Source organism: Minwuia sp. IMCC3009 (assembly GCF_029909415.1).
Lineage (GTDB): Bacteria > Pseudomonadota > Alphaproteobacteria > Minwuiales > Minwuiaceae > Minwuia.
Genome location: NZ_CP123781.1, coordinates 3,962,881 through 3,986,819 on the forward strand (window position 1 = coordinate 3,962,881; position 23,939 = coordinate 3,986,819).

General features: G+C 65.4%; 22 protein-coding genes. 12 read left to right on the top strand and 10 right to left on the bottom strand.

Annotated elements, in window-relative coordinates; all coding sequences use genetic code 11:
- The first annotated feature begins 85 nt into the window (after window positions 1–85).
- The gene (locus QGV55_RS18520; protein ID WP_281019159.1) at window positions 86–1,096 is read left to right on the top strand and encodes a TRAP transporter small permease subunit; all 1,011 of its coding nucleotides are present in this window, start codon (window positions 86–88) and stop codon (window positions 1,094–1,096) included.
- A gap of 9 nt (window positions 1,097–1,105) precedes the next feature.
- Window positions 1,106–3,760 (top strand): TRAP transporter large permease subunit, encoded by a 2,655-nt coding sequence (locus tag QGV55_RS18525; RefSeq protein ID WP_281019158.1) that lies wholly within the window; start codon window positions 1,106–1,108, stop codon window positions 3,758–3,760.
- A gap of 79 nt (window positions 3,761–3,839) precedes the next feature.
- Here the strand turns inward: QGV55_RS18525 and QGV55_RS18530 are convergent, their stop codons facing one another.
- The 4 genes from QGV55_RS18530 to ald form a co-directional block, all read right to left on the bottom strand.
- On the bottom strand, window positions 3,840–4,259 hold the full coding sequence (locus QGV55_RS18530; RefSeq protein ID WP_281019157.1) for an OB-fold domain-containing protein: 420 nt from the start codon (window positions 4,257–4,259) through the stop codon (window positions 3,840–3,842).
- Window positions 4,259–5,434, bottom strand: coding sequence for a hypothetical protein (locus QGV55_RS18535; RefSeq protein ID WP_281019156.1), 1,176 nt, complete (start codon window positions 5,432–5,434; stop codon window positions 4,259–4,261). The genes QGV55_RS18530 and QGV55_RS18535 overlap by 1 nt, the downstream gene beginning before the upstream one ends.
- Window positions 5,435–5,540: 106 nt before the next feature.
- The gene (locus tag QGV55_RS18540) at window positions 5,541–6,182 is read right to left on the bottom strand and encodes a hypothetical protein (protein ID WP_281019155.1); all 642 of its coding nucleotides are present in this window, start codon (window positions 6,180–6,182) and stop codon (window positions 5,541–5,543) included.
- Between the two features lie 111 nt (window positions 6,183–6,293).
- Window positions 6,294–7,412: an alanine dehydrogenase gene (gene ald / locus QGV55_RS18545; RefSeq protein ID WP_281019154.1), complete on the bottom strand. Its 1,119-nt coding sequence runs from the start codon at window positions 7,410–7,412 to the stop codon at window positions 6,294–6,296.
- A gap of 140 nt (window positions 7,413–7,552) precedes the next feature.
- On the opposite strand from ald, the gene QGV55_RS18550 reads away from it, so the two are divergent.
- The 4 genes from QGV55_RS18550 (at window position 7,553) to QGV55_RS18565 (ending at window position 11,394) form a co-directional block, all read left to right on the top strand.
- The gene (locus tag QGV55_RS18550) at window positions 7,553–8,014 is read left to right on the top strand and encodes an Lrp/AsnC family transcriptional regulator (RefSeq protein WP_281019153.1); all 462 of its coding nucleotides are present in this window, start codon (window positions 7,553–7,555) and stop codon (window positions 8,012–8,014) included.
- Between the two features lie 45 nt (window positions 8,015–8,059).
- Entirely contained in the window at window positions 8,060–9,583 is a 1,524-nt protein-coding gene (locus QGV55_RS18555; protein ID WP_281019152.1) for a cation:proton antiporter, read from the top strand.
- Window positions 9,564–10,190, top strand: a complete 627-nt coding sequence (locus tag QGV55_RS18560; RefSeq protein WP_281019151.1) for a ribonuclease HII — start codon at window positions 9,564–9,566, stop codon at window positions 10,188–10,190. The genes QGV55_RS18555 and QGV55_RS18560 overlap by 20 nt, the downstream gene beginning before the upstream one ends.
- Window positions 10,191–10,311: 121 nt before the next feature.
- The gene (locus QGV55_RS18565; protein ID WP_281019150.1) at window positions 10,312–11,394 is read left to right on the top strand and encodes a site-specific DNA-methyltransferase; all 1,083 of its coding nucleotides are present in this window, start codon (window positions 10,312–10,314) and stop codon (window positions 11,392–11,394) included.
- A 215-nt stretch (window positions 11,395–11,609) separates the two neighbouring features.
- Here QGV55_RS18565 and QGV55_RS18570 read toward each other — a convergent pair whose 3' ends face one another.
- The 4 genes from QGV55_RS18570 to QGV55_RS18585 are packed head-to-tail and all read right to left on the bottom strand — an operon-like array spanning window position 11,610 to window position 17,736.
- Window positions 11,610–12,869: a Xaa-Pro peptidase family protein gene (locus tag QGV55_RS18570; RefSeq protein ID WP_281019149.1), complete on the bottom strand. Its 1,260-nt coding sequence runs from the start codon at window positions 12,867–12,869 to the stop codon at window positions 11,610–11,612.
- A gap of 16 nt (window positions 12,870–12,885) precedes the next feature.
- A complete protein-coding gene (locus QGV55_RS18575; RefSeq protein ID WP_281019148.1) occupies window positions 12,886–14,529 on the bottom strand; it encodes a thiamine pyrophosphate-dependent enzyme in 1,644 nt (547 codons plus the stop codon).
- Window positions 14,526–16,577, bottom strand: a complete 2,052-nt coding sequence (locus QGV55_RS18580; RefSeq protein WP_281019147.1) for a TRAP transporter fused permease subunit — start codon at window positions 16,575–16,577, stop codon at window positions 14,526–14,528. The genes QGV55_RS18575 and QGV55_RS18580 overlap by 4 nt, the downstream gene beginning before the upstream one ends.
- A gap of 13 nt (window positions 16,578–16,590) precedes the next feature.
- Window positions 16,591–17,736: a TAXI family TRAP transporter solute-binding subunit gene (locus QGV55_RS18585; protein ID WP_281019146.1), complete on the bottom strand. Its 1,146-nt coding sequence runs from the start codon at window positions 17,734–17,736 to the stop codon at window positions 16,591–16,593.
- A gap of 280 nt (window positions 17,737–18,016) precedes the next feature.
- Here QGV55_RS18585 and QGV55_RS18590 point away from each other — a divergent pair, with 280 nt between their 5' ends.
- Both QGV55_RS18590 and QGV55_RS18595 read left to right on the top strand, forming a co-directional pair.
- Window positions 18,017–19,042, top strand: coding sequence for an ABC transporter substrate-binding protein (locus tag QGV55_RS18590; RefSeq protein ID WP_281019145.1), 1,026 nt, complete (start codon window positions 18,017–18,019; stop codon window positions 19,040–19,042).
- Window positions 19,043–19,252: 210 nt separating this feature from the next.
- Window positions 19,253–19,642: a DoxX family protein gene (locus tag QGV55_RS18595; protein ID WP_281019144.1), complete on the top strand. Its 390-nt coding sequence runs from the start codon at window positions 19,253–19,255 to the stop codon at window positions 19,640–19,642.
- A 37-nt stretch (window positions 19,643–19,679) separates the two neighbouring features.
- On the opposite strand, the gene QGV55_RS18600 is transcribed toward QGV55_RS18595, so the two are convergent.
- Complete coding sequence (locus QGV55_RS18600) at window positions 19,680–20,156, bottom strand: DUF1178 family protein (RefSeq protein ID WP_281019143.1); 477 nt, start codon at window positions 20,154–20,156, stop codon at window positions 19,680–19,682.
- An 85-nt stretch (window positions 20,157–20,241) separates the two neighbouring features.
- On the opposite strand from QGV55_RS18600, the gene QGV55_RS18605 reads away from it, so the two are divergent.
- The 3 genes from QGV55_RS18605 to QGV55_RS18615 are packed head-to-tail and all read left to right on the top strand — an operon-like array spanning window position 20,242 to window position 22,886.
- On the top strand, window positions 20,242–20,790 hold the full coding sequence (locus QGV55_RS18605; RefSeq protein ID WP_281019142.1) for a class I SAM-dependent methyltransferase: 549 nt from the start codon (window positions 20,242–20,244) through the stop codon (window positions 20,788–20,790).
- A 40-nt stretch (window positions 20,791–20,830) separates the two neighbouring features.
- Complete coding sequence (locus QGV55_RS18610; RefSeq protein ID WP_281019141.1) at window positions 20,831–21,817, top strand: succinylglutamate desuccinylase/aspartoacylase family protein; 987 nt, start codon at window positions 20,831–20,833, stop codon at window positions 21,815–21,817.
- Window positions 21,818–21,824: 7 nt separating this feature from the next.
- The gene (locus QGV55_RS18615; protein WP_281019140.1) at window positions 21,825–22,886 is read left to right on the top strand and encodes an AbrB family transcriptional regulator; all 1,062 of its coding nucleotides are present in this window, start codon (window positions 21,825–21,827) and stop codon (window positions 22,884–22,886) included.
- Here the strand turns inward: QGV55_RS18615 and QGV55_RS18620 are convergent.
- Entirely contained in the window at window positions 22,873–23,340 is a 468-nt protein-coding gene (locus QGV55_RS18620) for a DUF2306 domain-containing protein (RefSeq protein ID WP_281019139.1), read from the bottom strand. The genes QGV55_RS18615 and QGV55_RS18620 overlap by 14 nt on opposite strands.
- A gap of 218 nt (window positions 23,341–23,558) precedes the next feature.
- On the opposite strand from QGV55_RS18620, the gene QGV55_RS18625 reads away from it, so the two are divergent.
- The gene (locus QGV55_RS18625; protein ID WP_281019138.1) at window positions 23,559–23,876 is read left to right on the top strand and encodes an accessory factor UbiK family protein; all 318 of its coding nucleotides are present in this window, start codon (window positions 23,559–23,561) and stop codon (window positions 23,874–23,876) included.
- Window positions 23,877–23,939 lie beyond the last annotated feature (63 nt).

Below are 23,939 nucleotides of genomic sequence, written 5' to 3' on the forward strand. Positions count from 1 at the left end.
TTCCATTGTGGCCCACTCGGTGCGCGATGACGCCCTCATGCCGTCCATCTGCGCGCCCGGCTCCATCCATTCAACAGGATTGCAGATGACTGACAGCAACGTGACAGCAGGTATGCAGGCGGAGATTCCGCCTTACGGTCGGCCCGCACCGCTGGTCCGCATAGCGGGCTGGTCCATGCTGTCGTTGCTCGTCGCGTTCATTGCGGAGAACGTGCTGATCGTCAGTTTCGGTTTCCCGGGCTTTTCGGCGGCGTTCTCGGAGGATGGCGGCGGTCTCGCCTGGGTGCAGGTGCTGCTCTATGCCGCCGCGATCGCCGCGAGTGTCCTCTTCGTGCAGCGCACGTCGGATTGCGCGCTGCGCTGGGACTCGCACCGTATCCATCATTTCAATCTCTTCCTCATTCGCGGCTTCTTCTGGATGGTGGTCCTGGTCGGTGTCGCCGATTCCGTGATCGCGTTCATGCGGGTCGAGAACCTGCTGCAGGACTTCATGGGTGAGGACTCGGTCCGGGCGCTGAGCCGGGCGCATTTCGTCGGCCCCTGGATTCACATGCCGCTGATCGCGATCGCCTTCATCATCGCCGCCTTCACCCGGACACTCGGCTTCACCTGGCTGGCACTGCTGATCGTGGGGGCGGAGCTGCTGATCGTCATCACCCGCTTCATCTTCTCCTACGAGCAGGCGCTGATGGGCGACCTGGTGCGGTACTGGTACGCAGCGCTGTTCCTGTTCGCTTCCGCCTTCACGTTGTTCGACGAGGGGCATGTCCGCGTCGATGTGCTGTATGCCGGCTTCGGTCGGCGTACCCGCGGCTACGTCAATGCCCTCGGTTCGATCCTGCTGGGCACGTCGACCATGTGGGTCATCATCTACATCGGCTTCGACGGCCAGCAGTCGATCATCAATGGCCCGATCGCCAATTTCGAGATTTCGCAGACCGGTACCGTCGGCATGTTCATCAAGTATCAGATGGCCGGGTTCATCGGTATTTTCGCCATCACGATGCTGATCCAGTTCGTGAGTTACTTCTTCGAGGCTATCGCCGATATCCGGGATGAACCCGGGCATCGCGAACATCAGCCCGTCGCGCATTGAGGTCGGGTCATGGAGCTTTTCTTTCTCGCACTGCTGGTCCTGATCATGGCGTTTGCACTGGGGTCCGGCTATCCGGTTGCCTTTGCCTTGCCTGGTGCCGCGATCATCTCCATCGGGCTGGCCGCCGGTTCGGGCTACCTGTTCGCGGACAATCCTGACGCCTATTTCCACACCGGTGGTCCGTCGCAGTGGCTGTCTGCGGGCGTCACCAATCTTCGAGGGGTCTACTGGGAGGTCGAGCGCGATACCCTGATCGCGATCCCGCTGTTCATCTTCATGGGCATCATGCTGCAGCGTTCGAAGATTGCCGAGGACCTGCTGGTGACCATGGCGCAGCTCTTCGGCCCGGTGCCGGGTGGCCTCGGCATTTCCGTTGTCTTCGTGGGCGCGCTGCTCGCCGCGACCACAGGCATCGTCGGCGCAACGGTCGTGGCCATGGGCCTGATCTCGCTGCCCGCCATGCTGCGCAACAATTACTCGCCCTCGCTTGCCACCGGTACCATCGCGGCGTCCGGAACGCTGGGCCAGATCATTCCGCCCTCCATCGTGCTGATCATCCTGGCCGACCAGCTCGCCTCCGCCACCGATCAGGCCGGCACGGCGCGCAAGGCGCTCTACAAGGAAGCCACCGGCGAACTGAGCATGCCGTCGATCTTCGACGTGGCCTCCACCAGTGCGGGCGAGATGTTCCTCGGGGCCTTCATTCCGGGCATGGTCCTGGTCGGGCTCTACATGCTCTACATCCTGATCTACGCCACGATCAGGCCAAGTGCCGCGCCCGCTGTGCGGTTCGAGGGCAAGTTCGACGCCGTGTTCTGGCGCAATGTCGTCCTGACACTGGTGCCGCCGCTGGCGCTGATCTTCCTGGTGCTGGGTTCGATCATCGCGGGTATTGCCACGGTGAATCAGGCAGGTGCCATTGGTGCCGCCGGTGCCCTGATCATGGGCGGTTACCGCCTGACGGAAGGCCGTGCCACGACCTACATTCCGGCCATCATTTCAATCGTGGCCCTGTTGATGATCGGTTTCGCGCTGGCGACCTTCGACATGAACATCAAGTCGATCGACAGCGCCGAGGACGAGATCGGCATCGCCATCGGCGCGGTCGCCGCCGTGCTGCTGGTCATTGCCCTGGGCTGGAGCGGCTGGCGGGTGCTGAAGATCGACCGCACCCTGCAGGATGTGATGCTGGAGACCGCGAAGACCACCTCGCTGGTGTTCATCATCCTGCTCGGTGCGGCGATGCTGACCGCTGCCTTCCGCGCATTCGGCGGCGAGGAACTGGTGCGCGAGTTCCTGAATTCTCTGCCCGGCGGTTTCTGGACCCAGTTCATCATCGTCATGCTGGTCATCTTCATCCTGGGCTTCTTCCTGGACTTCATCGAGATCGCGGTTGTCGTCGTGCCCATCGTCGCGCCGATCCTGCTGGCCGATCCGTCGGCCAACATCACGGCGGTGTGGCTCGGTGTCATGATCGGCCTGAACATCCAGACCTCGTTCCTGACACCACCATTCGGCTTCGCGCTGTTCTACCTGCGTGGCGTTGCCCCGGCGGCAGTACGGACCGTGCAGATGTACCGGGGCGTGGTCGCCTTCATCAGCCTGCAGCTGGTGGCACTTGGTATCATGGGTGCCGTACCGGAACTGGTGAACTATCTGCCGAACCGGGTCAGCTTCCTGTCCGACACCTCTCCGCCCCCGCGCAATCCGAAGCTGCAGTTCTGCCTCGAGGAATTTGTCGAGGATCGGCTGGCCACGGAGGGTACCGCGATCACGGCGGCAATCACACGAGCGCAGGGACTTGACCTGTCGGCCCTGCCGAAGGACCTGGCGCGTGATCTCGGCAAGGGCTTCGAGAATGCCGAGACCGCCATTGCCGCCCTGGCCGACACGTCTGCGGCGGGTGACAGGGTCGATGCAGCCTCCGGTGACTACCGGCCGCAGCTGCGCGTGGTCCGTCGTCTGGAGAAGGACATCCGCAAGGAGCAGGAGGAGGCCGACGCGCTGAAGACACGGATCAGCCGCCTGCAGGAATCGGAGCTGGATCGGAAGCCGGAACTCGAGGCGGAGATGCAGCACCATCTGGCCAGGGCCGAGGAACTGCGCTCCCAGATTCCGGCGAGCTGGGCTGATACCTACAAGACCTTCAGCACCCTGACCAAGGCGGAGTCGAAGGCGCGCACGACCTACCAGCGTGCCGCCGATGGCTCATGGGAGGGTCCGGCGGAGGTTCTGGCTGTCCTGAATGGCAATGCCGCCTTTGCCGCGCTGGAAAGCGATCTGCGTGGCTTGCGGCAGGCGATCGAGACCGCGCCGGGCAAGCAGGCTGCCGAGACCGTTCAGGAAGTCGAACGCGCTTTCCGGGATGTCGAGGGTGCGGGCGACGTGCAGAAGGCACTGGCCAAGGCCCGACGTGCCCTGAAGAAGGCCGAGACCGACAGGACGAAACCGCTGGAGGAATATGAGGACGCGATCGCCGAGTTCGAGGCGCAGCAGGCCTGGCGTGGCCAGGCGGCAACGGCGCTGAAACAGGAGATCGAGACCTATCTGGCCGCGATCAGGGAAACCTTGGGTGCCCGCATGCAGCCGAGGCTCTCCCGCGATCAGGCGCTGTTCGTCGCCGCCTGCAGCTCCAGCCATCGGGATATCTCGCTGAACTTCTGATCCGCCCCCATATCGACCGGGCGTTGCGTCCGGTGGCAGCGGTATCTGTCCGGCCTCTGACCCGTCCGGCGCCTCAGCGTCAGGCGGGACGGAAGCGGGGCAGGTGCATGCCGTCGCCGATGTCGTCCCACCAGAGGGTGAGCGGCATGCCGATCCTGACCTCCGATGGCGGGATATCGGTGATGTTGGTGACCAGCTTCACGCCCGGCAGTCCGGGGAAGGTCACCAGACCGACGACATAGGGCAGGTCGTCCGCCACTGCCGGATGGCTGGCATGGTGGATGACGGTGAAGGAGAAGACCTCCGCCTCCGTCGGCGCCGCTGTCCAGACCGTCTCGGTCGAATGGCATCCACCGCAGATCGGGGCGGGGGGGTGGCGCAGCATGCCGCACACGGCACAGGACTGGAAGCGTAGCTGCCTCTCCGCGCAGGCCTCCCAGAATGGCGCGTCGTCCATGTCGGGCTCCGGACGTGGCATGGTCTCGGGAAACAGGGCCATCAGTTCCTCCCCAGCAGAATGGCGCTGGTCGGCGCGACACCAAGTCCGCCGGTCACCAGGCAGGTGCGCGCATCCGCGACCTGCGCCGTCGAGGTACCGCGCAACTGGCGCACACCTTCGATGATCAGGTTCACACCATGGACATAGGCCTCGGACAGCTGACCGCCGGACGTGTTCAGCGGCAGCTTCCCGCCGTCATGGCGGATGTTGCCCTCGGCCACGAAATCGCCGCTCTCGCCCGGTCCGCAGAAGCCGAAATCCTCCAGCGCCATCAGGACCATGCCGGAGAAATGGTCGTAGATCTGGGCAACGTCGATGTCATCCGGGGTCAGGCCCGCCCGGGCGAACAGTTCCTTCGCCAGGCGGCGGTTGTTGGTGCTGGCATAGGTATCGTTGGGCATGTTCTGGCTGCCCAGCGGGCCGGTGCTCCAGCCCGCGCCGCTGCCGTGGGCGCTGGCCAGGACTTCCACCCGCTGCTGCACCAGATCGCGGGCGCGCTCGGCCGTGGTGATCAGGACCGCGGCGGCGCCGTCGGTCTCCAGGCAGCAGTCGTAGAGCCGCAGCGGCTCGGCGATCCAGCGGGAGGCGAGATACTGTTCCTTCGTCAGGGTCCGGTCCCCCATCACGGCCAGCGGATTGCGGTTGGCATTGGCACGGAACGACAGCGCGATCTCTGCCAGATGATCCTCGGTGATCGGGTAGAGGTGCATGAACCGCTGCACCATCAATGCCAGCATCTGCGGTGGTGCAAACAGGCCATAGGGGGCGATGAAATTGCCATGTGTGCGTGTGGGCGCGGCGCGGCCATAGCGGCGACCCTGCCCCTGACAGAGGCCACGATAGGCGACGACGACCTCCGCCTGTCCGGATTCGATGGCCGCGCAGGCCAGGGAGACCGCACCGCAGGACCCGCCGCCGCCGCCGCCCCAGACCATGGCTGACCAGCGCAGTTCCGGGATGCCCAGCGCGGCCTGCATCACCGGGCCTTCATTGCTGTCGTTGGAAAAGGATGTCAGCCCGTCAATGGCGCTGACCGGCAGCCCTGCGTCGCGGGCGGCGGCAACAATGGCCTCCGCCGTGATCTGGAACTGGCTGCGATCCTGGATTCCACCCCAGCGCGTATAGGCGCTCTGACCGATGCCCACGATATGCGGCGCGCGTGCTGACGTCCCCATGCCCGACCGTTCTCCTGCCTCCATTGGATAGTGGCAGCATCACATATTCTACCCACACAGGAGTATTGTGCTGAATGCAGATCAGAGGCGCGGTAAAGATGCCCGGTCAGCCTGCGGCAGGTTCGGCCTCCGGTACCGGATGCGTGTCGCCGCTGTCGGAGAAGGGGGAGCGGCCGCGGCGGAAGCGCCCGGCCAGGCGGTCAAGGCCGGAGAGGGACTTGTCCAGCGCCGCCATGGTCTTCGACAGGTCGGCACTGTCGTCGTTCAGGAAGGTGCGGAAGGTGCGGGCATAGGCCAGCCCCAGGGCCTTCATGCGCAATGCACCGGCAATCCCACCGGTCGCAACACCCGCAGACTCCAGCGCCAGACGCATCGTGCGCTGCCCCGGTCCGGCCATCAGCGCCAGCGCGCCCATGGGGTCACCCGGCAGGCTGGCGAGCACCGCGCGCAGCCCCTCGCGATGGGGTTTCAGACTGTCGAACCGGGCGATCAGCAGTGTGAACAGGCGGTCGCGAATGGCCTCGTCGGGCCAGTCGTCATCCACCGCCGAAAGCATGGCTGCGTCGGCGCGGGCGGCAATCTGACTGATGACGCCAGTGCGGCTGCCCACTGCCGCAACGACTTCGGCGACGTCCAGACCGGACTCCCGCGCAATGTCGTAGAGCGTGACATTGCGCCAGCCCCCCAGCGCGGCGAGTTGCATGGTGGCGTCGATGATGGGGCCGACGGGATCCTTCTTGCGGGGCATGACCTCTGTCCTCCTGCGCCTGTCAGTCTCCATTAGATGGGGACTCAGGCGCAGGGATGAACAGGGAAGTTTGTCGCAAGTCGCGGGACGCTGCGGGTTTCCGCCGGTCGATCAGCCCTTCAGGGCTTCCTCCGCCGGCACGTAGTCATACCCCAGGTCCTGTGCCACGGCCTCGTAGGTCACCTTGCCGTTCCAGACGTTCAGGCCATTCCGCAGGTGCGGGTTGGCGGCCAGGGCGCCCTTCCAGCCCTTGTTGGCGATGGCGATGGCATGCTGCAGGGTGACGTTGTTCAGGGCATAGGTGGACGTGCGCGCGACACCGCCCGGCATGTTGGCAACGCAATAGTGGACAACGCCCTCGACCACATAGGTCGGTTCCGCATGGGTGGTGGCGCGGGAGGTCTCGAAACAGCCACCCTGATCGATGGCGACATCGACCAGCACGGCGCCGTCCTTCATGGTCGACAGCATGTGATGCGTCACCAGCTTCGGCGCGGCGGCACCGGGCACCAGCACGGCACCGATCACCAGATCGGCGGCCGCGACCTGTTCCTCGACCGCTGTACGGGTGGAATAGAGCACGGTGGCGGAAGCCTCGAAATGGTTCTCCAGCTTCTCCAGCACCACCGGATTGCGGTCCATGATGGTCACATCGGCATGCAGGCCCACGGCCATCTGCGCGGCGTTGAAACCAACGACACCGCCCCCCAGGATGACGACCTTGCCCGGCGCCACGCCCGGCACGCCGCCCAGCAGCACACCCAGCCCGCCGTGGGCCTTCTCCAGCGCCGAGGCGCCGGCCTGGATCGACATGCGCCCGGCCACCTGGCTCATCGGCTTCAGCAGCGGCAGTCCGCCGGTCGGGTCGGTCACGGTCTCATAGGCAATGCAGACGGCACCGCTGTTCACCAGGTCGCGGGTCTGGTCGGGATCGGGGGCCAGATGCAGGTAGGTATAGAGGATCTGGTCCGGGCGCAGCATGGCGCGCTCGTTCGCCTGCGGCTCCTTCACCTTCACGATCATGTCGGAACGGGCGAAGACTTCCGCCGCGTCGGCTGCGATCTCGGCACCGGCCAGCACATAGGCCTCGTCCGTCGCGCCGATGCCCATGCCGGCACCGGTTTCCACCAGAACCTCGTGGCCGTTCAGCTTCAGCTCGGCCACGCTCTCCGGCGTCAGGCCGACCCGATATTCATGGTTCTTGATTTCCCTGGGGGTACCGACGCGCATGACAGCCTCCTGAACCGTGCGAAATGTCTGATCTCCCAGTATCGCGCGCTGCCGCCGGAAAGTGCTTCGAATCCTTGCCCGAATTCCGGGAATTATGGTAAGAAATTTGAGAATTAGCTATAAAACTCGGAGAAAATTTGATGGATCGGACGGATGCGCGCATCCTGCAGCGTCTGCAACGGGATTCCTCCCTGTCACTGAACGACCTGGCCGAGGCGGTCGGATTGTCGCCCTCCGCCTGTCACCGGCGGGTCAAGCTGCTGGAGAAATCGGGTGTCATCTCAGGCTACTCGGCAAGGCTGGACCGGATGGCGCTGGGGCTGACCATCCAGGCATTCGTGGAGATCAGCCTGACATCGCAGAGCGAGGAATCGCTGGCAGCCTTCGAGGAAGCGGTGATCCGTACGGACGAGATCCTCGAATGCCACCTGATGACCGGCAGTGCGGACTACATGCTGCGGGTTGCGGCGCGCGACGTGGCGGACTTCGAACGGATTCACCGCAACCGACTGTCCCGGCTGCCCGGTGTCGCCAGCATGCAGTCGGGCTTCGTGCTGCGCAGTGTCCGGGAGGGTGGTGCGTATCCGGTGGATGTGACGTAACCTGACCCTCGTGAAATCCACCTGACGGCGGAGCACCGGTCGAGCATGCATGAAGAAGAACTGATCAATCTGGCCATCGTTGCCGGTGCGGCGCTGTTGTGCGGGCTGCTGCTCAGCCGCATCAAGCAGCCGGTGGTGGTCGGTTACATCATCGCCGGGGTCGTGCTGGGTCCGTCGGTGCTGGAGCTTGTCGGCGACGGGGAAGAGCTGCAGCTGGTGGCGGAGCTGGGCGTGCTGATGCTGCTGTTCCTGATCGGCATGGAACTGTCGCTGCGCAATTTCCGCCGCATCTGGCGCATGGCCATGACCATCGCGGGGCTGCAGATCGCCCTTGGTCTCGCCTTTGCCTGGGTCTGCGGCAAGGCCTTCGGCTGGGGACCGGAGCTGTCGCTGATCGTCGGCTTTGGCCTGGGCCTCAGTTCGACCGCCGTGGCCATCAAGATTCTGGAAGACATTGGTGAGCTGCGGACGGAGGTCGGACGGCTGGCGGTCGGAATCCTGGTGGCGCAGGACCTGGCCGTGGTGCCGATGCTGCTGATCGTCAGCGAGATGGGTGTCGAGGGATCAAGCCCGACCAGCGCCCTGGTTCCGGTCATCATCGCCGTCTCGATCCTGGCCGGCATCGTCTTCCTGCTCAGCCGCCGCAAGCGGGAGCATCTGCCGTTCGCCCACTGGATCAGCGACAACCACGACCTTGCCGCCATGTCCGGCCTGGCCATGTGTTTCGTCTTCGCCGCGATCAGCGGCCTGGTGGGGCTCTCGCCTGCCTATGGTGCCTTCATCGGCGGGCTGGTGGCGGGCAACACGATCGAGCGTGGCAAGATGATCGCGGCGGTGGAGCCGATCCAGTCGGTACTGCTGATGGTCTTCTTCCTCTCCATCGGCCTGCTGCTCGACCTGGGCTTCATCTGGGACAATATCCTGCTGGTGATCGGGCTGCTGCTCGCCATCTCCTTCGCCAAGACGGCAACCAACATCATCATCCTGCGCATGCTGGGGGAGCCCTGGCCGAAGGCCTGGCTGGCAGGGACCGTCATCGGGCAGATCGGCGAGTTTTCCTTTGTCCTCGTCGCCGCGGGTCTGGCCGCCGGGGTGATCGATCCCTTCGGCTCCAAGCTCATGACGGCGGTGATTGCCCTCAGTCTGGTGGCGAGTCCGTTCTTCCTGTTCACGGCACGGCGGATGGACCATGTGGAATGGCGTCGCGTGCACTCCTTCAGTGACTTCACCCGCGCGATCTACGGCCGGAACGTCGGTGCGTTCACCGAGGGGTCGGGGCGTGCGGCCCGCGGTGTCGGTCGCGTGACCCTGAGCGTCGGCGACTATGGCCGCAGCGAGCTGGACCGCATCGTGAGCCGCCTCCAGCCGAAACGCGCCGCCTCGCCCGAAGCCGATGAGCGGGATGATGCGATGCCGGAGGAAGAGCGTCCTGCCAGCGAAGCCCCGGCCAGCGAAGCCCCGGCCAGCGAAACACCGGCCAGCGAAACACAGGCCAGCGGAGCCCCGGCCAGCGAGGCCCCGGCTGCCCCGTCCGAAGAATCCGGAACCAATGGCCGACCGGCTACTTGAACAGGCCTGGCGCGCCCGGGTCGGCGGTCCGGTCGCGGGTGTTGACGAGGTCGGGCGTGGCCCGCTTGCCGGTCCGGTTGTCGCCGCCGCGGTGATCCTGCCCTACGACCGCATCATCGGGGGGCTGGCAGATTCAAAGGCGCTCTCCGCCCGCCGTCGGCAGGAGATCGCGGCGGTCCTGCATCAGGACGCGCTGGTCTCCATCGCCGAGGCCACCGTGGAGGAGATCGACCGGCTCAACATCCTGCACGCCGCCATGCTGGCCATGGCGCGCGCCATTGACGCCCTGTCCACGCCTGCCGCTGCGGTTCTGATCGACGGCAACCGCATGCCGCCCGGTCTCGCCATGCCGGGGGAGGCGGTGGTGAAGGGGGACGCGAAGGTCGCGGCCATTGCGGCGGCGTCGATTGTTGCAAAAGTGCATCGTGACGCACTGATGTCGGACCTGGCGGAAACCTATCCCGGATACGGCTTCGAACGGCACGCCGGATACCCGACACGCCAGCATCGCCAAGCGCTTGCGGCCCTTGGACCCTGCCCCGCGCACCGCCGTTCCTTCCAGCCTGTTCGTGATTTGATCATTCAAGAAGATACGATAAATCACTGACTCAACGCACTAAAAGCGGTTGACCTGAGATTCTGGTTCAAGTGACTATGCCAACGCGCTGTTGATTCGAGGGGTTTTCAGCGCGATCAGGGTGGGACATCAGACAGGACAGCGCGGCGCCATGCAGGATTTGCCGGTTAACAGGATCATTCAGGGCGACTGCGTCCAGATCATGGAGGGACTGCCGGCAGGGTCGGTGGACATGATCTTCGCGGACCCGCCGTACAATCTGCAGCTGAAGGGCGAACTGCGGCGGCCGGACGAGAGTCTGGTCGATGCCGTGGATGACGCATGGGACCAGTTCTCCAGCCTGGAAGCCTATGACGCCTTCACCCGTGCCTGGCTGCAGGCCGCCCACCGGGCGCTGAAGGACACCGGCACGCTGTGGGTCATCGGCAGCTATCACAACATCTACCGCATCGGGGCGATCCTGCAGGACCTGGGGTTCTGGATCCTGAACGATGTGGTCTGGCGCAAGTCGAACCCGATGCCAAACTTCCGTGGCCGCCGCCTGACCAACGCGCACGAGACCATGATCTGGTGCGCGAAGGGGGAGAAGAACAAGGGCTATACCTTCAACTACGAGGCGCTGAAGGTGCTGAATGACGACGTTCAGATGCGCTCCGACTGGCTGCTGCCGATCTGTTCGGGCAATGAGCGGCTCAAGGAGGACGGGCAGAAGGCGCATTCGACGCAGAAGCCGGAATCGCTGCTGCACCGCATCCTGGTGACCGCCACCCGCGACAATGACATCGTGCTCGACCCCTTCTTCGGTACCGGCACCACCGGGGCCGTGGCCAAGCGGCTGGGGCGGCGCTTCATCGGCATCGACCGGGAAGAGAAATACTGCCGCCTGGCGCAGAACCGCATCGGTCGCATCCGTACCCTGCCGAAGGAAGATCGCGCCATCACGCCGCCGAAGCGGCAGGCGGTGCGTGTGCCCTTCGGCGCGGTGGTGGAACGGGGCCTGATCGAACCGGGGACCTATGTCTTCGGCCCTACGGGCAAGCATGTCGCCCGGGTCCGCGCCGACGGCAGCCTGATCTGCGCCGACGCCACCGGCTCGATCCACAAGATCGGCGCCCACGTGCAGGGCGCACCAAGCTGCAACGGCTGGACCTGGTGGCACATCGAGGTGGAGGGCAAGCTGCGCCCCATCGACATCTTCCGCGACCAGATCAGGGCAGAGCTGGGGGCGGAGTAGCGCCCCGACCGTTCTCCCTCGTAACCCCTCCTAGAGGTCGCAGGCGTGTCCTGCGCGCCCAGTCTCCGACACCTGCGCGGCACACTGGGTACCCGGGTCGAGCCCGGGTACGGCATGGGGATGGTGTGGCCGCCAGTGAGTCGCCTGCACAACTCCCATCACGGCGCTCGCAGACCTGATCCACGATCCCGACCTTCTCGACGCCCACCCCATGGCTAGATGGCGAGCAGCGCGTCCTCGAAAGGGAAATCCGACAGCAGTTCGGTGCCGGTTTCGGTGACCAGGATCTGCTGTTCCAGCTTCACCCCCTCGCCGCCGTCATTGGCACCGATGAAGCTTTCGACGCAGAGGGTCATGCCGGGCAGGATCTCCCCGTCGTAGCCCGCATCGGCGAAATCGGCGCGGTGGTAGAGATACGGATACTCCCCGGTCATGCCGCAGCCATGGGCGGAGAGGTAGTAGCGGTGGGCGGCATACTTCTCCGGGATGTCCCAGGCCCCCTCCGCATAGTCGCGGAAGCTCAGGCCGGGGCGGATCAGGGCCATGTTGTGGTGCACCTGCTCATGCGCCACGCGGTAAAGCTCCCGCTGGGTCGCGGTCGGTGCGTCGGGTCCGGAATGGAAGGTGCGGGAGAAGTCGGAATAGTAGCCGTGGCAGCCCAGCACATCGGTGTCGAAGGCGATCAGTTCATTGGCCTGGATGATGCGGGGTCCGGTCTCCTGGAACCATGGATTGGTGCGCGGACCGGAGTTCAGCAGCCGGGTCTCGCAATAGTCGCCATTGCCCGCCACCACCGCCTGCTGCAGCACCGACCAGAGTTCATTCTCCGAGATGCCGGGCCGGATCGCGCCCCGCATCACGCCGACCGCACGACCGGTCAGGGCGAGGGAGGCACGGACGCATTTCACTTCCTCGGCGGACTTGATGGCGCGGGCCAGTTCCACCGGGTGCTGCGCGTCCCGGATGACGAACCCTTCTGCTGCCAGCGCGATGGCCGAGCCTGCATTCATCCGCTCCAGACCCACGGTCGCGCCCGCACCGACCTCCTGGCGCAGCGTGTCGGCCATCTCCGCCGCCCACAGCCGCTCCCGCGCCGCGATGTCTGGCCCGGCGGCGACAAAGCTGGCGGTCAGGGCGGGGCGCACCTCGTCAACGGTGTCGAAGCCGTCCGCCAGGTGCATGCAGCCGGTGAACTCGTACAGGATCGACCGGTCCTGGGTCAGCAGCAGGTAGCGGGAGGCGGCATTGCGGGCACTGAACACCTGCATGTTCCGGGTGCCGGTGGCATAGCGGATGTTCACCGCGTCCGACAGGATCACGGCGTCGATCCCAGCCAGACGCATCTGTTCGCGAACCCGCCCGCGCCGGTAATGGCGCACCGCGTGCAGGTCGATCCCGTCCGATTCCGGCGCGGCATCCAGCAAGGCCAGATCGTTCAGGCCCGTGCGGCCCTGATGCCAGTCAAGCTGCGCCATGCAGGCTTCCCGCGTTTCAGCCCTTCAGATCGGCCATGGAGACATAGGCGGAGATGCGTTCCAGGCTGGAGCGGACCTCGACCACCACGGGACCGTCATGGTTCATGGCTTCCGCCACCACGCGCTCCACGTCATTGTCGTCGCGGATCTTCAGCCCCTTGGCACCGAAGGCTGCGCCCCAGGCGGCGAAGTCCGGATTGACCAGATCGGTCCCCGCCACGGTGCCGGGGAAGAACTTCTCCTGATGCAGGCGGATGGTGCCATAGGCGCCATTGTTGGAGACGAAGATCTTGATCGGTACCCGCCGCGAGATGGCCGTGGCGATCTCGTTGCCCGTCATCATCGCGCCGCCGTCGCCCAGGAAGGTGACGATCTGGCGGTCCGGTTCCCGCAGGCCCGCCGCCGCCGCTGCCGGGACACCCATGCCCATGGCACCGGAGACCGCGCCGACCATGATCTGCCGCCCGTTCAGGCGCAGGTGGCGGTGCACCCAGCTGGAGAAGTTGCCCGCGTCCGTGACCAGGATCGCGTCGTCGGCAAGGTGCGGCTTCAGCGCCTCGATCACCATGCCGAAATTGACCCCGTCCTCCGCCGGTTCCGGCGCGCCGCCCATCAGGCGGTCGACATAGGCCTTCAGCCGTCCGAGCCAGTCGGAGCGGTCGCGTGCGGGCGGTGCCGCGTCGACCAGGGCATCCAGGAAGGCCGCCGGATCGACGGTCAGCCCGACATCCGCCGCGAAGACACGGCCCACCACATTGGCGTCCGGGTAGACATGCACCAGCGGCTGCTTCGGCGGAATCGAGGGGAAGACATATCCCTGCGTCGTGGTATCCCCGAGGCGGGTGCCGATGGCGAGAATCAGATCCGCCTCCGACAGCAGATCCACCTGCGGTTTCGGGATGTTGAAGCCCAGATAGCCGGCATAGAGCGGGTTGTCGTTGGGGAAGATATCCTGGCGCTTGAAGCTGGTGACGACCGGGATCTGCAGGGCATTCGCGGCACGCAGCATGGCCGCCCGCCCGCGTTCGCCATCGACCTGGCCGCCGGCGATGACAATCGGTCGCTCCGCCTTGCCCAGCATCTCCGCGACCCGTGCGACATCGGCTTCGGCGGCCCGTGTCTGCGGCACCGGCATCGGATCCAGCGGTGCGTTCGTGACCTGATCGAACTGCATGTCTTCCGGCAGCACGATGACCACGGGGCCGGGGGTGCCGGAGCTGGCGATCTGCCAGGCCCGTGCCACGATCTCCGGAATCCGCTCCCCGTCCATGATGGTCCAGACGGCCTTTGCCATGCCGCCGAACATGCGGGAGTAATCGACTTCCTGGAACGCGCCGCGCCCGATCTCGTCACGGGCGACCTGACCGATGAACAGCACCATCGGCACCGCATCCTGCTCCGCCGTGTGCACGGCGATGGAGGCGTTGGTGGCACCAGGCCCCCGGCTGACGAAGGCCACGCCGGGGCGGCCAGTCAGCTTGGCGTCGGCGACCGCCATGAATCCGGCCCCGGATTCATGGCGGGTCTGGACCAGATCGATCCGGTTCTGCCGGGCCAGCGCATCGAGGGTCGCCAGATAGCTCTCCCCCGGCACGCAGAACACCCGGTCCGCCCCCTGCCGTTCCAGGCAGGCGACCAGCAGTTCCGCCGCACTGGTCATGCCGACGCTGCCTTGCGCCGATTCAGCATCAGCGCGATCAGCACCGCAGGCACCAGCAGCACCAGGGCGGCAATCACCAGCTCCACATGGGTGAAGCCGGTCAGCTTGCCCCCGGGCGCCAGGAACAGGATGGCCGCAACGCCAACTGCTGCCCGGACCGGCCATTGCAATGTGCCGCCGTTGGTCAGCCGCCCGACACCGATCAGGTACCCCTGCAGCGACGAGGCCATCAGGATGACGCCGACGATCGCGGTGATCGTCACGGTCAGCACCTGGGTCACGGTCCCCTGCATGATCAGCCCCGGATTCAGTACGAAGAAGAACGGGATGAAGTAGATCACCGATCCGAGGCGCATGGCCTCGAAGCCCGTTCGCATCGGGTTCGACCCGGCCAGACTGGCCGCCGCGAAGGCCCCCAGGGCCACCGGAGGCGTGATGAAGGAGAGCATGCCCCAGTAGAGCATGAACATGTGCACCGCCATCGGGTTCAGGCCCGACTGGGTCAGCGCCGGAGCCAGAGTGATCGCCAGGATGATGTAGGCGACCGTGACCGTGACACCGATGCCCATGATGAAGCTGGCCAGCGCCCCCATGACCAGCAGCAGGATCACGTTGCCGTCCGCCAGGGCGAGCAATTCGCTCGCCAGGGTGGAGACCTTGCCGGTGAGCGACAGGGCACCGACGATCATGCCGATACCGGCCAGGATCGCCGCCAGTTCCGCAAACAGCCGGCCGACACCGATGATGAAGGTACCGACATTGGCCATCTTCCAGCGGGTACCGGCATTGATCTGGTTGATCGCGATCAGCAGCGCGGTGGCGTAGTAGGGGGCCAGTGCCTCCCGCTGCAGGTACAGCAGCATGAAGACCAGCAGCGCGAAGACGAAGACATAGTGCCAGCCCTCCCGCAGTGTGTCGCTGACCCGGGGCATCTCTTCCTTGGGCAGACCCTGCAGGCCGGTACGGGCCGCGTAGGAGTCGATCTGCATGAACAGGCCGAAGAAGTACAGGAACGACGGAATCGTCGCCGCGATGATGATCTCCGAATAGGGCACGTTCAGGTAGATCGCCATGATGAAGGCGGTCGCACCCATGATCGGCGGCATCAGCACGCCACCGGTAGAGGCACAGGCCTCGACACCCGCCGCATAGTGCGGCTTGAATCCGGTCCGCTTCATGGCCGGGATCGACAGGGCGCCGGTGGTCATCACGTTGGTGATGACGCTGCCGCTCATGGAGCCCATCAGGCCCGACGAGAAGATCGCGACCTTCGCAGGACCGCCGCGCACATGGCCGAGCAGGGCAAAGGCGAGGTTCAGGAAGAACTTGCCGCCGCCGGTGTGCTGCAGCGCCACGCCGAACATCAGGAAGCCGATGACCAGATTCGCGAAGGCGCGGAACGGGATGCCGAGGATCGATTCGGACGAGATGGCGTGATAGCCGAACGTGTTGCCGAAGGGCTCGTTCTCGAAGGTCTCGAACGGTTCCGGCAGGAATTCGCCATAGGTCGGGTACAGCGAGAATATCAGGACAATGAGGGCAACGACGGGGCCGGCGGACCGGCGCGTGGCCTCGAGCACCAGCACCCAGAGAATGCCACCGGCAATCTGGATATGGCCCGGCGCGCCATACTCCCAGCCCAGGTTCACGATGTCCCGGGCATAGTAGAACAGGTAGGCGTTCACCCCGATGGAGGCGAGAATCAGCAGGATGTCGAACCCGAACAGCGCGCGGTCCGTGGCGGTCTCGGAGCCGGGACGCGTCGGCCGGAGTGGGAAGACAAGCAGGCACAGCGGCAGCAGCAGCGCCAGCAGTGCGAAGAAATACTGTGTATCGATCGGCACGTAGCCGAACGTGTGGCCGAGGTTGAAGAGCTTGTAGATCGACATGGCCACGGTCAGCACCGTGATGATCACAAGCAGTGCACGCCAGAACGGCGAAAGTGGCCGATACCGGAACTCGGTATCGGCCACCTGCATCGTCTGACCGTCGGAGCCGGCGGGACCCTTTCCGGGTCCCGCCGGTACATCACCAGCGGTCTGGTTCACGATTCGTCAGCCGTCACTCGAAGACAACAGGCATGCCGGCACCGGACAGCGCCTTGGCACGGATCGGCAGCCACTTGGCCGAGATGTCTTCCGGGCTCATGCCGGACACGTCGCCCAGGGACTTCCAGGCGTCCATGATGATCTGCTGGCGCTTGATCAGCATGTCGTTGTTGGCCTGTGCCTCGTCGGTCCAGATACCCGCTTCCTTGAAGTAACGGATGGTGCCCTCATGATACGGCATGCCCCAGACCAGGGTCTGGTTGGCCAGGGCCCAGCCGGCACCACCCGGTGCTGCGTCCTTGTACTTGTCGAACTGGTCCACGATGGCCTTGGTCAGCGCATAGACCTCATCGGCATCGCGGTCGCTGTTCGTGACCAGGATCGGGTACGGATAGACGTAACCGGCATGCGGCTTCTCGGCAGAGATGTCCGCACCGCGGGTCGCGACATGCTGCAGGGCCACCGGATGCGCCTTGTTCAGACGTTCCCAGCCAGCCTTGTCATCCGCCGGCAGCGGCGGCCAGTGAATGCCACGCGGGCTGGCGGCGAGCCGCTGTGCATGCGGGGTGATGGTGGACATGAAGGCCGCATCGGACTGGCCATTGATGATCGCATCGATCGACGCCTTGAAACCCGAGACCTCGACCTTCTGCACGTCATCCCAGGTCAGGCCGGCGAAGGCCATGTTGGCCGCGGCATTCCAGTTCAGTGCATCACCGCCGACGACATAGGACACGCGCTTGCCCTTCAGGTCGGCCATGGTCGCGATGCCGGCATCCTTTGCTGTCGCCAGACTGAGATTGTTCTCACCGACGGCGGTCAGGACGACACGCAGCGGCTGCGGGCCCCATTCGCCGGACGCGAACAGGAAGGTGCCTTCCTGGCCGAAGAACGCGGCGATACCACAGGCGCAGTAGTCGGCCTTGCCATCACGCAGCGGCGCCATGCGGGACACGTCGTTCTTGCCCGGAATGACGCGCATCTTGGTGCCATAGGCTTCGCTCAGCGCATTGCCGATGGCGACCGACTGGGCATAGCCGGAGGCGGTGGTGCCATAGGCGGTCCAGGTCATCTTCTCCGGCAGACCGTCAGCCATTGCGGCGGAAGCGGCGAGGCTCATCGCACCGGCGAAGGCCGCTGCTTTCACATAGGTTTTCATCAAGTTCCTCCCTGTAACGGCCAGTCCGGATTTCCATTTTTCTGGACCGGCCAACCTGCGGCGCATATTGACGACTGCCGCCCGCAATGAAAAGCCCTGATCGCAATGGCTTGTACAACCTGAAGGGGGTTGTGAAGGCCGCGTCACCCGTCATTCGGGATCAGGCGAGGACGTGGGGCTGTGCAATGTCGTTTTATGGCTGGTATGTTCCGGCTGCGACGTGGCGGATCCTGCCACACGGTACTGATGACAGGAGCGGATTGTGGGAACAGCAGGCGCGATGGTGCGCCCCATATGGCGACTTGCGCAGGCCGTTGCCGTGCTTGCGCTGCTCGTGACGGTGCCGCGACAGGCCTTGGCACAGCCCGATCCGGTCTGCGAACTGGACCGGCCGCTGGTCATGGCGGACCTGCCCTGGGCGTCGAATGCCTTTCACGTGGCGGTCGTCCGGCGCATCGTCGAGACCGGGTTCGGCTGTACCACCGACGTTCTCACCGGGGCCACGCTGCCCCTCTTCAATGCGATGAAGGCCGGCAGGCTGGATGTGACCATGGAGGTCTGGAAGGCCAACTTCCCGGACCAGTGGGCGGATGCAGTGCAGACGGGCAAGGTCGTGGAACTGGGCATCAACTTCGATGATGCGAGCCAGGGCTGGTACGTGCCGGCCTGGCTGGTGCAGGGGCCGGATGCCCCGGCGTCGGACCTGAAGGCCGTATCGGACCTGCCCCGCCACAAGGATCTGTTCAGCGATCCCGAGCAGCGCCACAAGGGGCGGTTCTACAACTGCAGTCTCGGCTGGGCCTGCGAGGCGGTGAACACCCGCAAGCTGCACGCCTATGGTCTGGCCGATGCCTTCACCAATTTCCGGCCCGCGAACGGGGATGCCCTGGCTGAGGCCATCGGCGAGAACTACCGGCGCAAGCGCCCCTTTCTCGCCTATTACTGGGCACCGACCTGGGTATTGGGCACCTATGACCTGGTCCGGCTGGAGGAACCGGCGCACGATCCGGAGATATGGCAGGCGATGATGTCGAGCCGCCGGCCGGCGCAGGCGACGGCCTATCCGCAGTCGCATGTCAGTGTGGGTGTGCAGGCCGGGCTGATGGCGGAAGCACCTTCGCTGGTGGCCTTCCTCCGGCGCTATCACACCAGCAGCGCGCTGGTATCCGAGGTGCTGGCGCATCAGCGGCTCTACGGCCTGACAGCGGCCGGGACAGCGGACTGGTTCCTGCGCCGACAGGTCGGGGTCTGGTCCGGATGGGTGCCGGAGGCCGTGGCGGCGCGGGTGCTGGCGGCACTCGGGTAGATCGATCCAACAATTGATGGAATCGGCACCGGCCCACTCCCCCACCCGGCCACCCCTAAGGATACTCTCGTGGGCGGCCGGGTGGGGGAGCAGGCCGGTGATGCGATCAGGCAGTGGATGACTCTGGCTGATGACGCCCGGGGCGGCCTGATTCCCTCCGGCCATGGTCTGCTGTAGGCTTGGCGCGGAAACGCCTGAAGGGATCCTGTCGTGATCACTGTTCTCTCTCCGCTGGCCGATCTGATCGGTCGCATCCTGCTGTCCGCCATGTTCATCCTGTCGGGGATTCACGGGCTCAGCGACATGGAGGGCGCGGCGCGCTACATCGAGGCCGAGGGAATTCCCGGCGAGCTGGCGATTGTCGTGATCATTACCGAAGTGGGCTGCGGATCGCTGCTGCTGCTCGGCTTTCTGACGCGTCTTATGGCGTTTCTGCTGGGGGGATTCACCCTGCTGACGGCACTGCTGGTCCACGCGAAGTTCGGTGACCCGATGCAGGTGATCATGTTCCTGAAGAACCTGGCGATAGCCGGCGGGCTGGGCATTGTCTTTGCCAATGGCGCCGGCTCGCTGTCCATCGACGGCCTGCGCCGGAGATGATGTCCCCGGTCCTCCGCCTGCGCGGAGGGTCAGCAGATCAGTGGTCGTTGTCAGGCAGCCAGGGGATGGAGCCGATCTCTATGCCCTCGTCCCGCAGTTCCTCGACCTCGTCCGGCGTCGCTTCGCCGTAGATGCCGCGTTCTTCCGCCTCGCCATAGTGGATCTTGCGGGCTTCCTCGGCGAACTTAGGTCCCACATGGTCGGCATTCTGTTCCACATGGCGGCGCAGGGTACGCAGCATGGCGACCATCCTGGCCGGTGTGATCTCCACATCGCTCTCGCCTGCCGTGACCGGTTCCGGCGGCGAACCGGTCGGAATCGGGACCGGCGCAGGGTTGCCGAAATCCTTGCGGGAGGCGACGTTGGGCGCCATCGGGGCCTTCCCGATCCGCCCGTCGCCGCAGATCGGGCACTCCAGCAACCCGCGCTCCTTCTGGGACTCGTAATCCGCACTTGACCCGAACCAGCCTTCGAAGACGTGGTTGTCCGTGCATTTCAGGTCAAAGCGGATCATGGTCGTGCAAATCCTGCCGGAGATGTTTTGCTGTATCGCAGTTACATGGCGGCAGACACGCCATGCCGCAAGGGAATTGAGTGACATGCATGGTCCCGAGACCTCGCCCCCGTCCCCCTGGATCGTGCGCCATCTGCCGCGTGCGTCGGCAGGCGAGACCCTGCTGGATCTGGCTGCGGGACGCGGGCGGCATGCGCGGCTGGGGCTGGCGCTGGGCTATTCCGTGACCGCGGTCGATATCGACATCGAACCGCTTGCCGATCTGGCCGGTCAGGCAGGCGTTTCAGTCCTGCAGGCCGACCTGGAAGGTGGGGACTGGCCACTGGCGGACCGGCGCTTCGACCGGGTGGTGGTGACCAACTACCTGTGGCGACCGCTGTTTCCCGCGCTGGTCCGCTGCGTCGCGCCCGGCGGCCTGTTGCTCTACGAGACCTTCGCGCGGGGGAACGAGGTGCTGGGCCGCCCCCGCAATCCGGATTTCCTGCTGCGGCGAAACGAACTGATCGACCATGTGCGCCCGGAACTGGATGTGGTGGCTTTCGAGGATGTGTCGGAGGCCGAGCCAACCCCGGCGGTGCGGCAGCGAATTGTTGCCCGGCGCAGGGGACCCGTGGACGCAAACCAGCCCGGGTGATAGGTAACCCTGTCGCCCGCGCACCATCGGATCGCATCACATGAACAGCCCCCAGGGCCTGGACCTGCTCCAGCCCGTCGATATCTCGGCCTATGCCCGGGGCAACCTGGGTGTCAGTCATGCCCATCGCTTCGAAAGCGGTCGTGCGGGTGAGGATGTGGTCGTGCTGGGGCTGGTACATGGCAACGAGCTTTGTGGCGCCCATGCCCTGAAGCGGCTGCTCGATCTGGGGATCAGGCCGCGTAAGGGATCCCTGACGTTCTGTTTCGCCAATGTTGCGGCCTATGCGACCTACGACACCAAGGTACCCACACGGGCCAGGTTCGTGGACGAGGACATGAACCGCGTCTGGGATCACACCACGCTGGACGGGCCGCGCAACAGTGTGGAACTGGCGCGCGCACGGGCCATCCGTCCACTGGTGACAGGCGCCACCCGTCTGCTGGACATCCATTCCATGCAGTCGGGCGGCGAGTCGCTGATGCTCAGCGGCATGACCCGGCGCGGGCAGCATCTGGCCATCGGGATGGGCTTTCCCCGCCTGGTCATCGCCGACAGCGGCCACGCGTCGGGACGGCGGCTGCGCGATCATGGCGCCTTTGCCGATCCGGCGGCGACGGAGATCGCCCTGCTGGCAGAGTGCGGCCAGCACCAGAGTCCGGCGGCGGCGGAGAACGCGATCGAGATCGCGGCCCGCTTCCTGCTGGCCGTCGGCAGCATTGACCGGGACACGGCGGCGCGCATCGCGCCGTTCCGCCGGCACGCGCCGTCGAAGGTGATCGAGGTGACGGAGCGCATCACGGTCACCCGGACCGGGCGCGACGGCTTCCGCTTCGTCGAGGCCTACGAGAGCCTTGCCACCATTCCCCGTGCCGGAACCGTGATCGCGGAGGAGGCGGGAAAGCCGATCCGCACCCCCCATGACAACTGCGTCCTGATCATGCCGTCGCGAAGGCTGGTGGCGGGACAGACGGCTGTCCGGCTTGGTCGCATTGTCGGTCATGACGCACGGCCGTCCGTGGAATGACCGCTCCGTGACCGGGACGACAACCGAACCCGTGCCCAAGGCCAGCCTGCGCGATCAGGCGATGGCCCTGGGGGTCGGTGCCCTGGGCGGCGGCCTGTTCTTCGCGCTTGCCATGCCGCTGGCCTGGATGATGGGCTCGATGGTGTTCGTCTCCATCCTGGCCCTTTCCGGTCAGACACCCGTGGTGGAGAAGCGGTTCCGTGGCGTGATGGTCGCCATCCTGGGGGTGTTCCTGGGCAGTGCCTTCTCGCCCGAAGTCATCGACCGCGCCGTCCAGTGGGCGCAGGCCCTGCTGGTGCTGTTCGTCTACATCGTGATCGGCAGCGGCATCGTCTACATCTACCTGCGCCGGGTGGCGAAGTTCGATCCGGTCACCAGCTATTTCGCCTCCACCCCCGGCGGCCTGAGCGAGATGGTGCTGGCCAGTGAGGCACTGGGCGGCGATCCGCGCCGGGTGTCGCTGGTACACACAACGCGCGTGCTGCTGATCGTGCTGATCATTCCCTTCTGGTTCCGGCTGGTGATGGATGTCGATGTCCCGGCCATGATGCCGCCGAAGGCAGGGGTGGTGCCACAGGTCCAGGACTGGCTGATCCTTGTGGCCTGCGCCGTGATCGGATGGCCGCTGGCAAGGCTGTGCCGCATTCCCGCGGCGGCGCTGGTCGGACCGATGGTGGTGTCCGCCGTCGCGCATCTGCTGGGCCTGACCTATGTCACACCACCCCCGATTGCCGTTGCCGCCGGGCAGCTTGTGCTGGGGGCCTCCGTGGGGTGCCGGTTCGCCGGCACGGCCCTCTCGCTGGTCTGGCAGACCGTGCGCACCGCCTTCGTGACGACCCTGATGCTGCTGGGGCTCGCCATCATCGCCATGCTGCTGTTCAGCGACATGATCGGGGTGCAGCCGGAAGCCATGGCACTTGTCTTGTCACCGGGCGGTCTGGCGGAAATGTCTCTGATCGCCCTGGCGCTGGGCATCGACACCGCCTTCGTCAGCACCATGCATGTCTTCCGCATCGCCATTGTCGTGATCCTGGCCCCCAGCCTCTACCGCATCTTCAGGCGCGGCTAGACCTTACCAATGTCTGCCGTCGTCCCCGGTTGCGGACGGCCTGGCGGTGCAGCGGGATGGTCGCCACGATCAGGATGGTCCAGAAGGCGGCGAGGATCGACGCATGGACACCGGAAGGCAGATCCAGTCCGTGCCGTGCGGCGGCCATCCATCCGGCCGTGACCAGTCCACCCCATGTGTTGATCATGAACAGCGCGTGTTCGGTATGGCGCCCCTGGCGTGCGCGCCAGACACCCAGCGCCAGATTGACCAGCATGAAGACGGCCAGCCCGTGCAGATAATTGAAGCCCCCTGTCATGTCCCGCAGGAAGAAGGAACTGAGCGCCGCCACCGCCATCGCGGCCACCCAGGCACGGCCCAGCAGACGGTGGGCGCGGCCCCGCTTGCGCCGGACAATCTGGATCACGCCGATCAGGATGGCGATGATGGCGACCGTGACATGCAGTTGTTCCATGTGTCTCTCCCTTTTCTGAAACCAACTGCCGACACCCTGGCGCGAAGGACGGTCAGGGAAAGTTGCCTTGCGTGGAACGGCCTGCTGAATGCGTGAAATGCGCCGGTGCATTTCACGCAACGCGGATGGTGCACGGAGGGGAAGGGCGACAATCCGCTCACTGGTTCAGGGCGCGGGTCGATGCCATGTCTGGGGTTCGGTAACCACAGGAGGCACCGATGCAGACCCGCAATCCGCTGTTCGACGACCTGTCCCGCCTGATGACATCCGCCGCCGGCACCTTCCAGGGCGCGCGCGACGAGATGGAGGGGCTTGTCCGCACACGGCTGGAGCGGATCCTGGCCGACATGGACCTGGTGGACCGGGAAAGCTTCGAGACCGTGCGCGAGATGGCGGCAGAGGCCCGGCTGGAGAACGAGCGGCTGGCGGCAGAGCTGGCTGATCTGAAGACGGAACTCGCCGCCCTGAAGAAGGCAAAGCCCGCGCCGCGCCGCAAGTCACCCGCCGCCGCAAAAAAGTCCGCCCCCGAAGCCTGATCCGGCTTTCCCCGCTTGACGGGGACTCCTGGCACTCCGTAGCCTCTATCTAGCGCGTTGATT

Excerpts from the sequence above, each read along its gene's own strand:
- QGV55_RS18550 (WP_281019153.1), top strand. The coding sequence starts at position 7,553 with ATGGATCGGACGGATGCGCGCATCCTGCAGCGTCTGCAACGGGATTCC.
- QGV55_RS18540 (WP_281019155.1), bottom strand. The coding sequence starts at position 6,182 with ATGCCCCGCAAGAAGGATCCCGTCGGCCCCATCATCGACGCCACCATG.
- QGV55_RS18525 (WP_281019158.1), top strand. The coding sequence starts at position 1,106 with ATGGAGCTTTTCTTTCTCGCACTGCTGGTCCTGATCATGGCGTTTGCA.
- QGV55_RS18610 (WP_281019141.1), top strand. The coding sequence starts at position 20,831 with ATGAACAGCCCCCAGGGCCTGGACCTGCTCCAGCCCGTCGATATCTCG.
- QGV55_RS18585 (WP_281019146.1), bottom strand. The coding sequence starts at position 17,736 with ATGAAAACCTATGTGAAAGCAGCGGCCTTCGCCGGTGCGATGAGCCTC.
- QGV55_RS18560 (WP_281019151.1), top strand. The coding sequence starts at position 9,564 with ATGGCCGACCGGCTACTTGAACAGGCCTGGCGCGCCCGGGTCGGCGGT.
- QGV55_RS18530 (WP_281019157.1), bottom strand. The coding sequence starts at position 4,259 with ATGGCCCTGTTTCCCGAGACCATGCCACGTCCGGAGCCCGACATGGAC.
- QGV55_RS18605 (WP_281019142.1), top strand. The coding sequence starts at position 20,242 with ATGCATGGTCCCGAGACCTCGCCCCCGTCCCCCTGGATCGTGCGCCAT.
- QGV55_RS18590 (WP_281019145.1), top strand. The coding sequence starts at position 18,017 with ATGGTGCGCCCCATATGGCGACTTGCGCAGGCCGTTGCCGTGCTTGCG.
- ald (WP_281019154.1), bottom strand. The coding sequence starts at position 7,412 with ATGCGCGTCGGTACCCCCAGGGAAATCAAGAACCATGAATATCGGGTC.
- QGV55_RS18620 (WP_281019139.1), bottom strand. The coding sequence starts at position 23,340 with ATGGAACAACTGCATGTCACGGTCGCCATCATCGCCATCCTGATCGGC.
- QGV55_RS18565 (WP_281019150.1), top strand. The coding sequence starts at position 10,312 with ATGCAGGATTTGCCGGTTAACAGGATCATTCAGGGCGACTGCGTCCAG.
- QGV55_RS18600 (WP_281019143.1), bottom strand. The coding sequence starts at position 20,156 with ATGATCCGCTTTGACCTGAAATGCACGGACAACCACGTCTTCGAAGGC.
- QGV55_RS18575 (WP_281019148.1), bottom strand. The coding sequence starts at position 14,529 with ATGACCAGTGCGGCGGAACTGCTGGTCGCCTGCCTGGAACGGCAGGGG.
- QGV55_RS18535 (WP_281019156.1), bottom strand. The coding sequence starts at position 5,434 with ATGGGGACGTCAGCACGCGCGCCGCATATCGTGGGCATCGGTCAGAGC.
- QGV55_RS18625 (WP_281019138.1), top strand. The coding sequence starts at position 23,559 with ATGCAGACCCGCAATCCGCTGTTCGACGACCTGTCCCGCCTGATGACA.
- QGV55_RS18520 (WP_281019159.1), top strand. The coding sequence starts at position 86 with ATGACTGACAGCAACGTGACAGCAGGTATGCAGGCGGAGATTCCGCCT.
- QGV55_RS18570 (WP_281019149.1), bottom strand. The coding sequence starts at position 12,869 with ATGGCGCAGCTTGACTGGCATCAGGGCCGCACGGGCCTGAACGATCTG.
- QGV55_RS18555 (WP_281019152.1), top strand. The coding sequence starts at position 8,060 with ATGCATGAAGAAGAACTGATCAATCTGGCCATCGTTGCCGGTGCGGCG.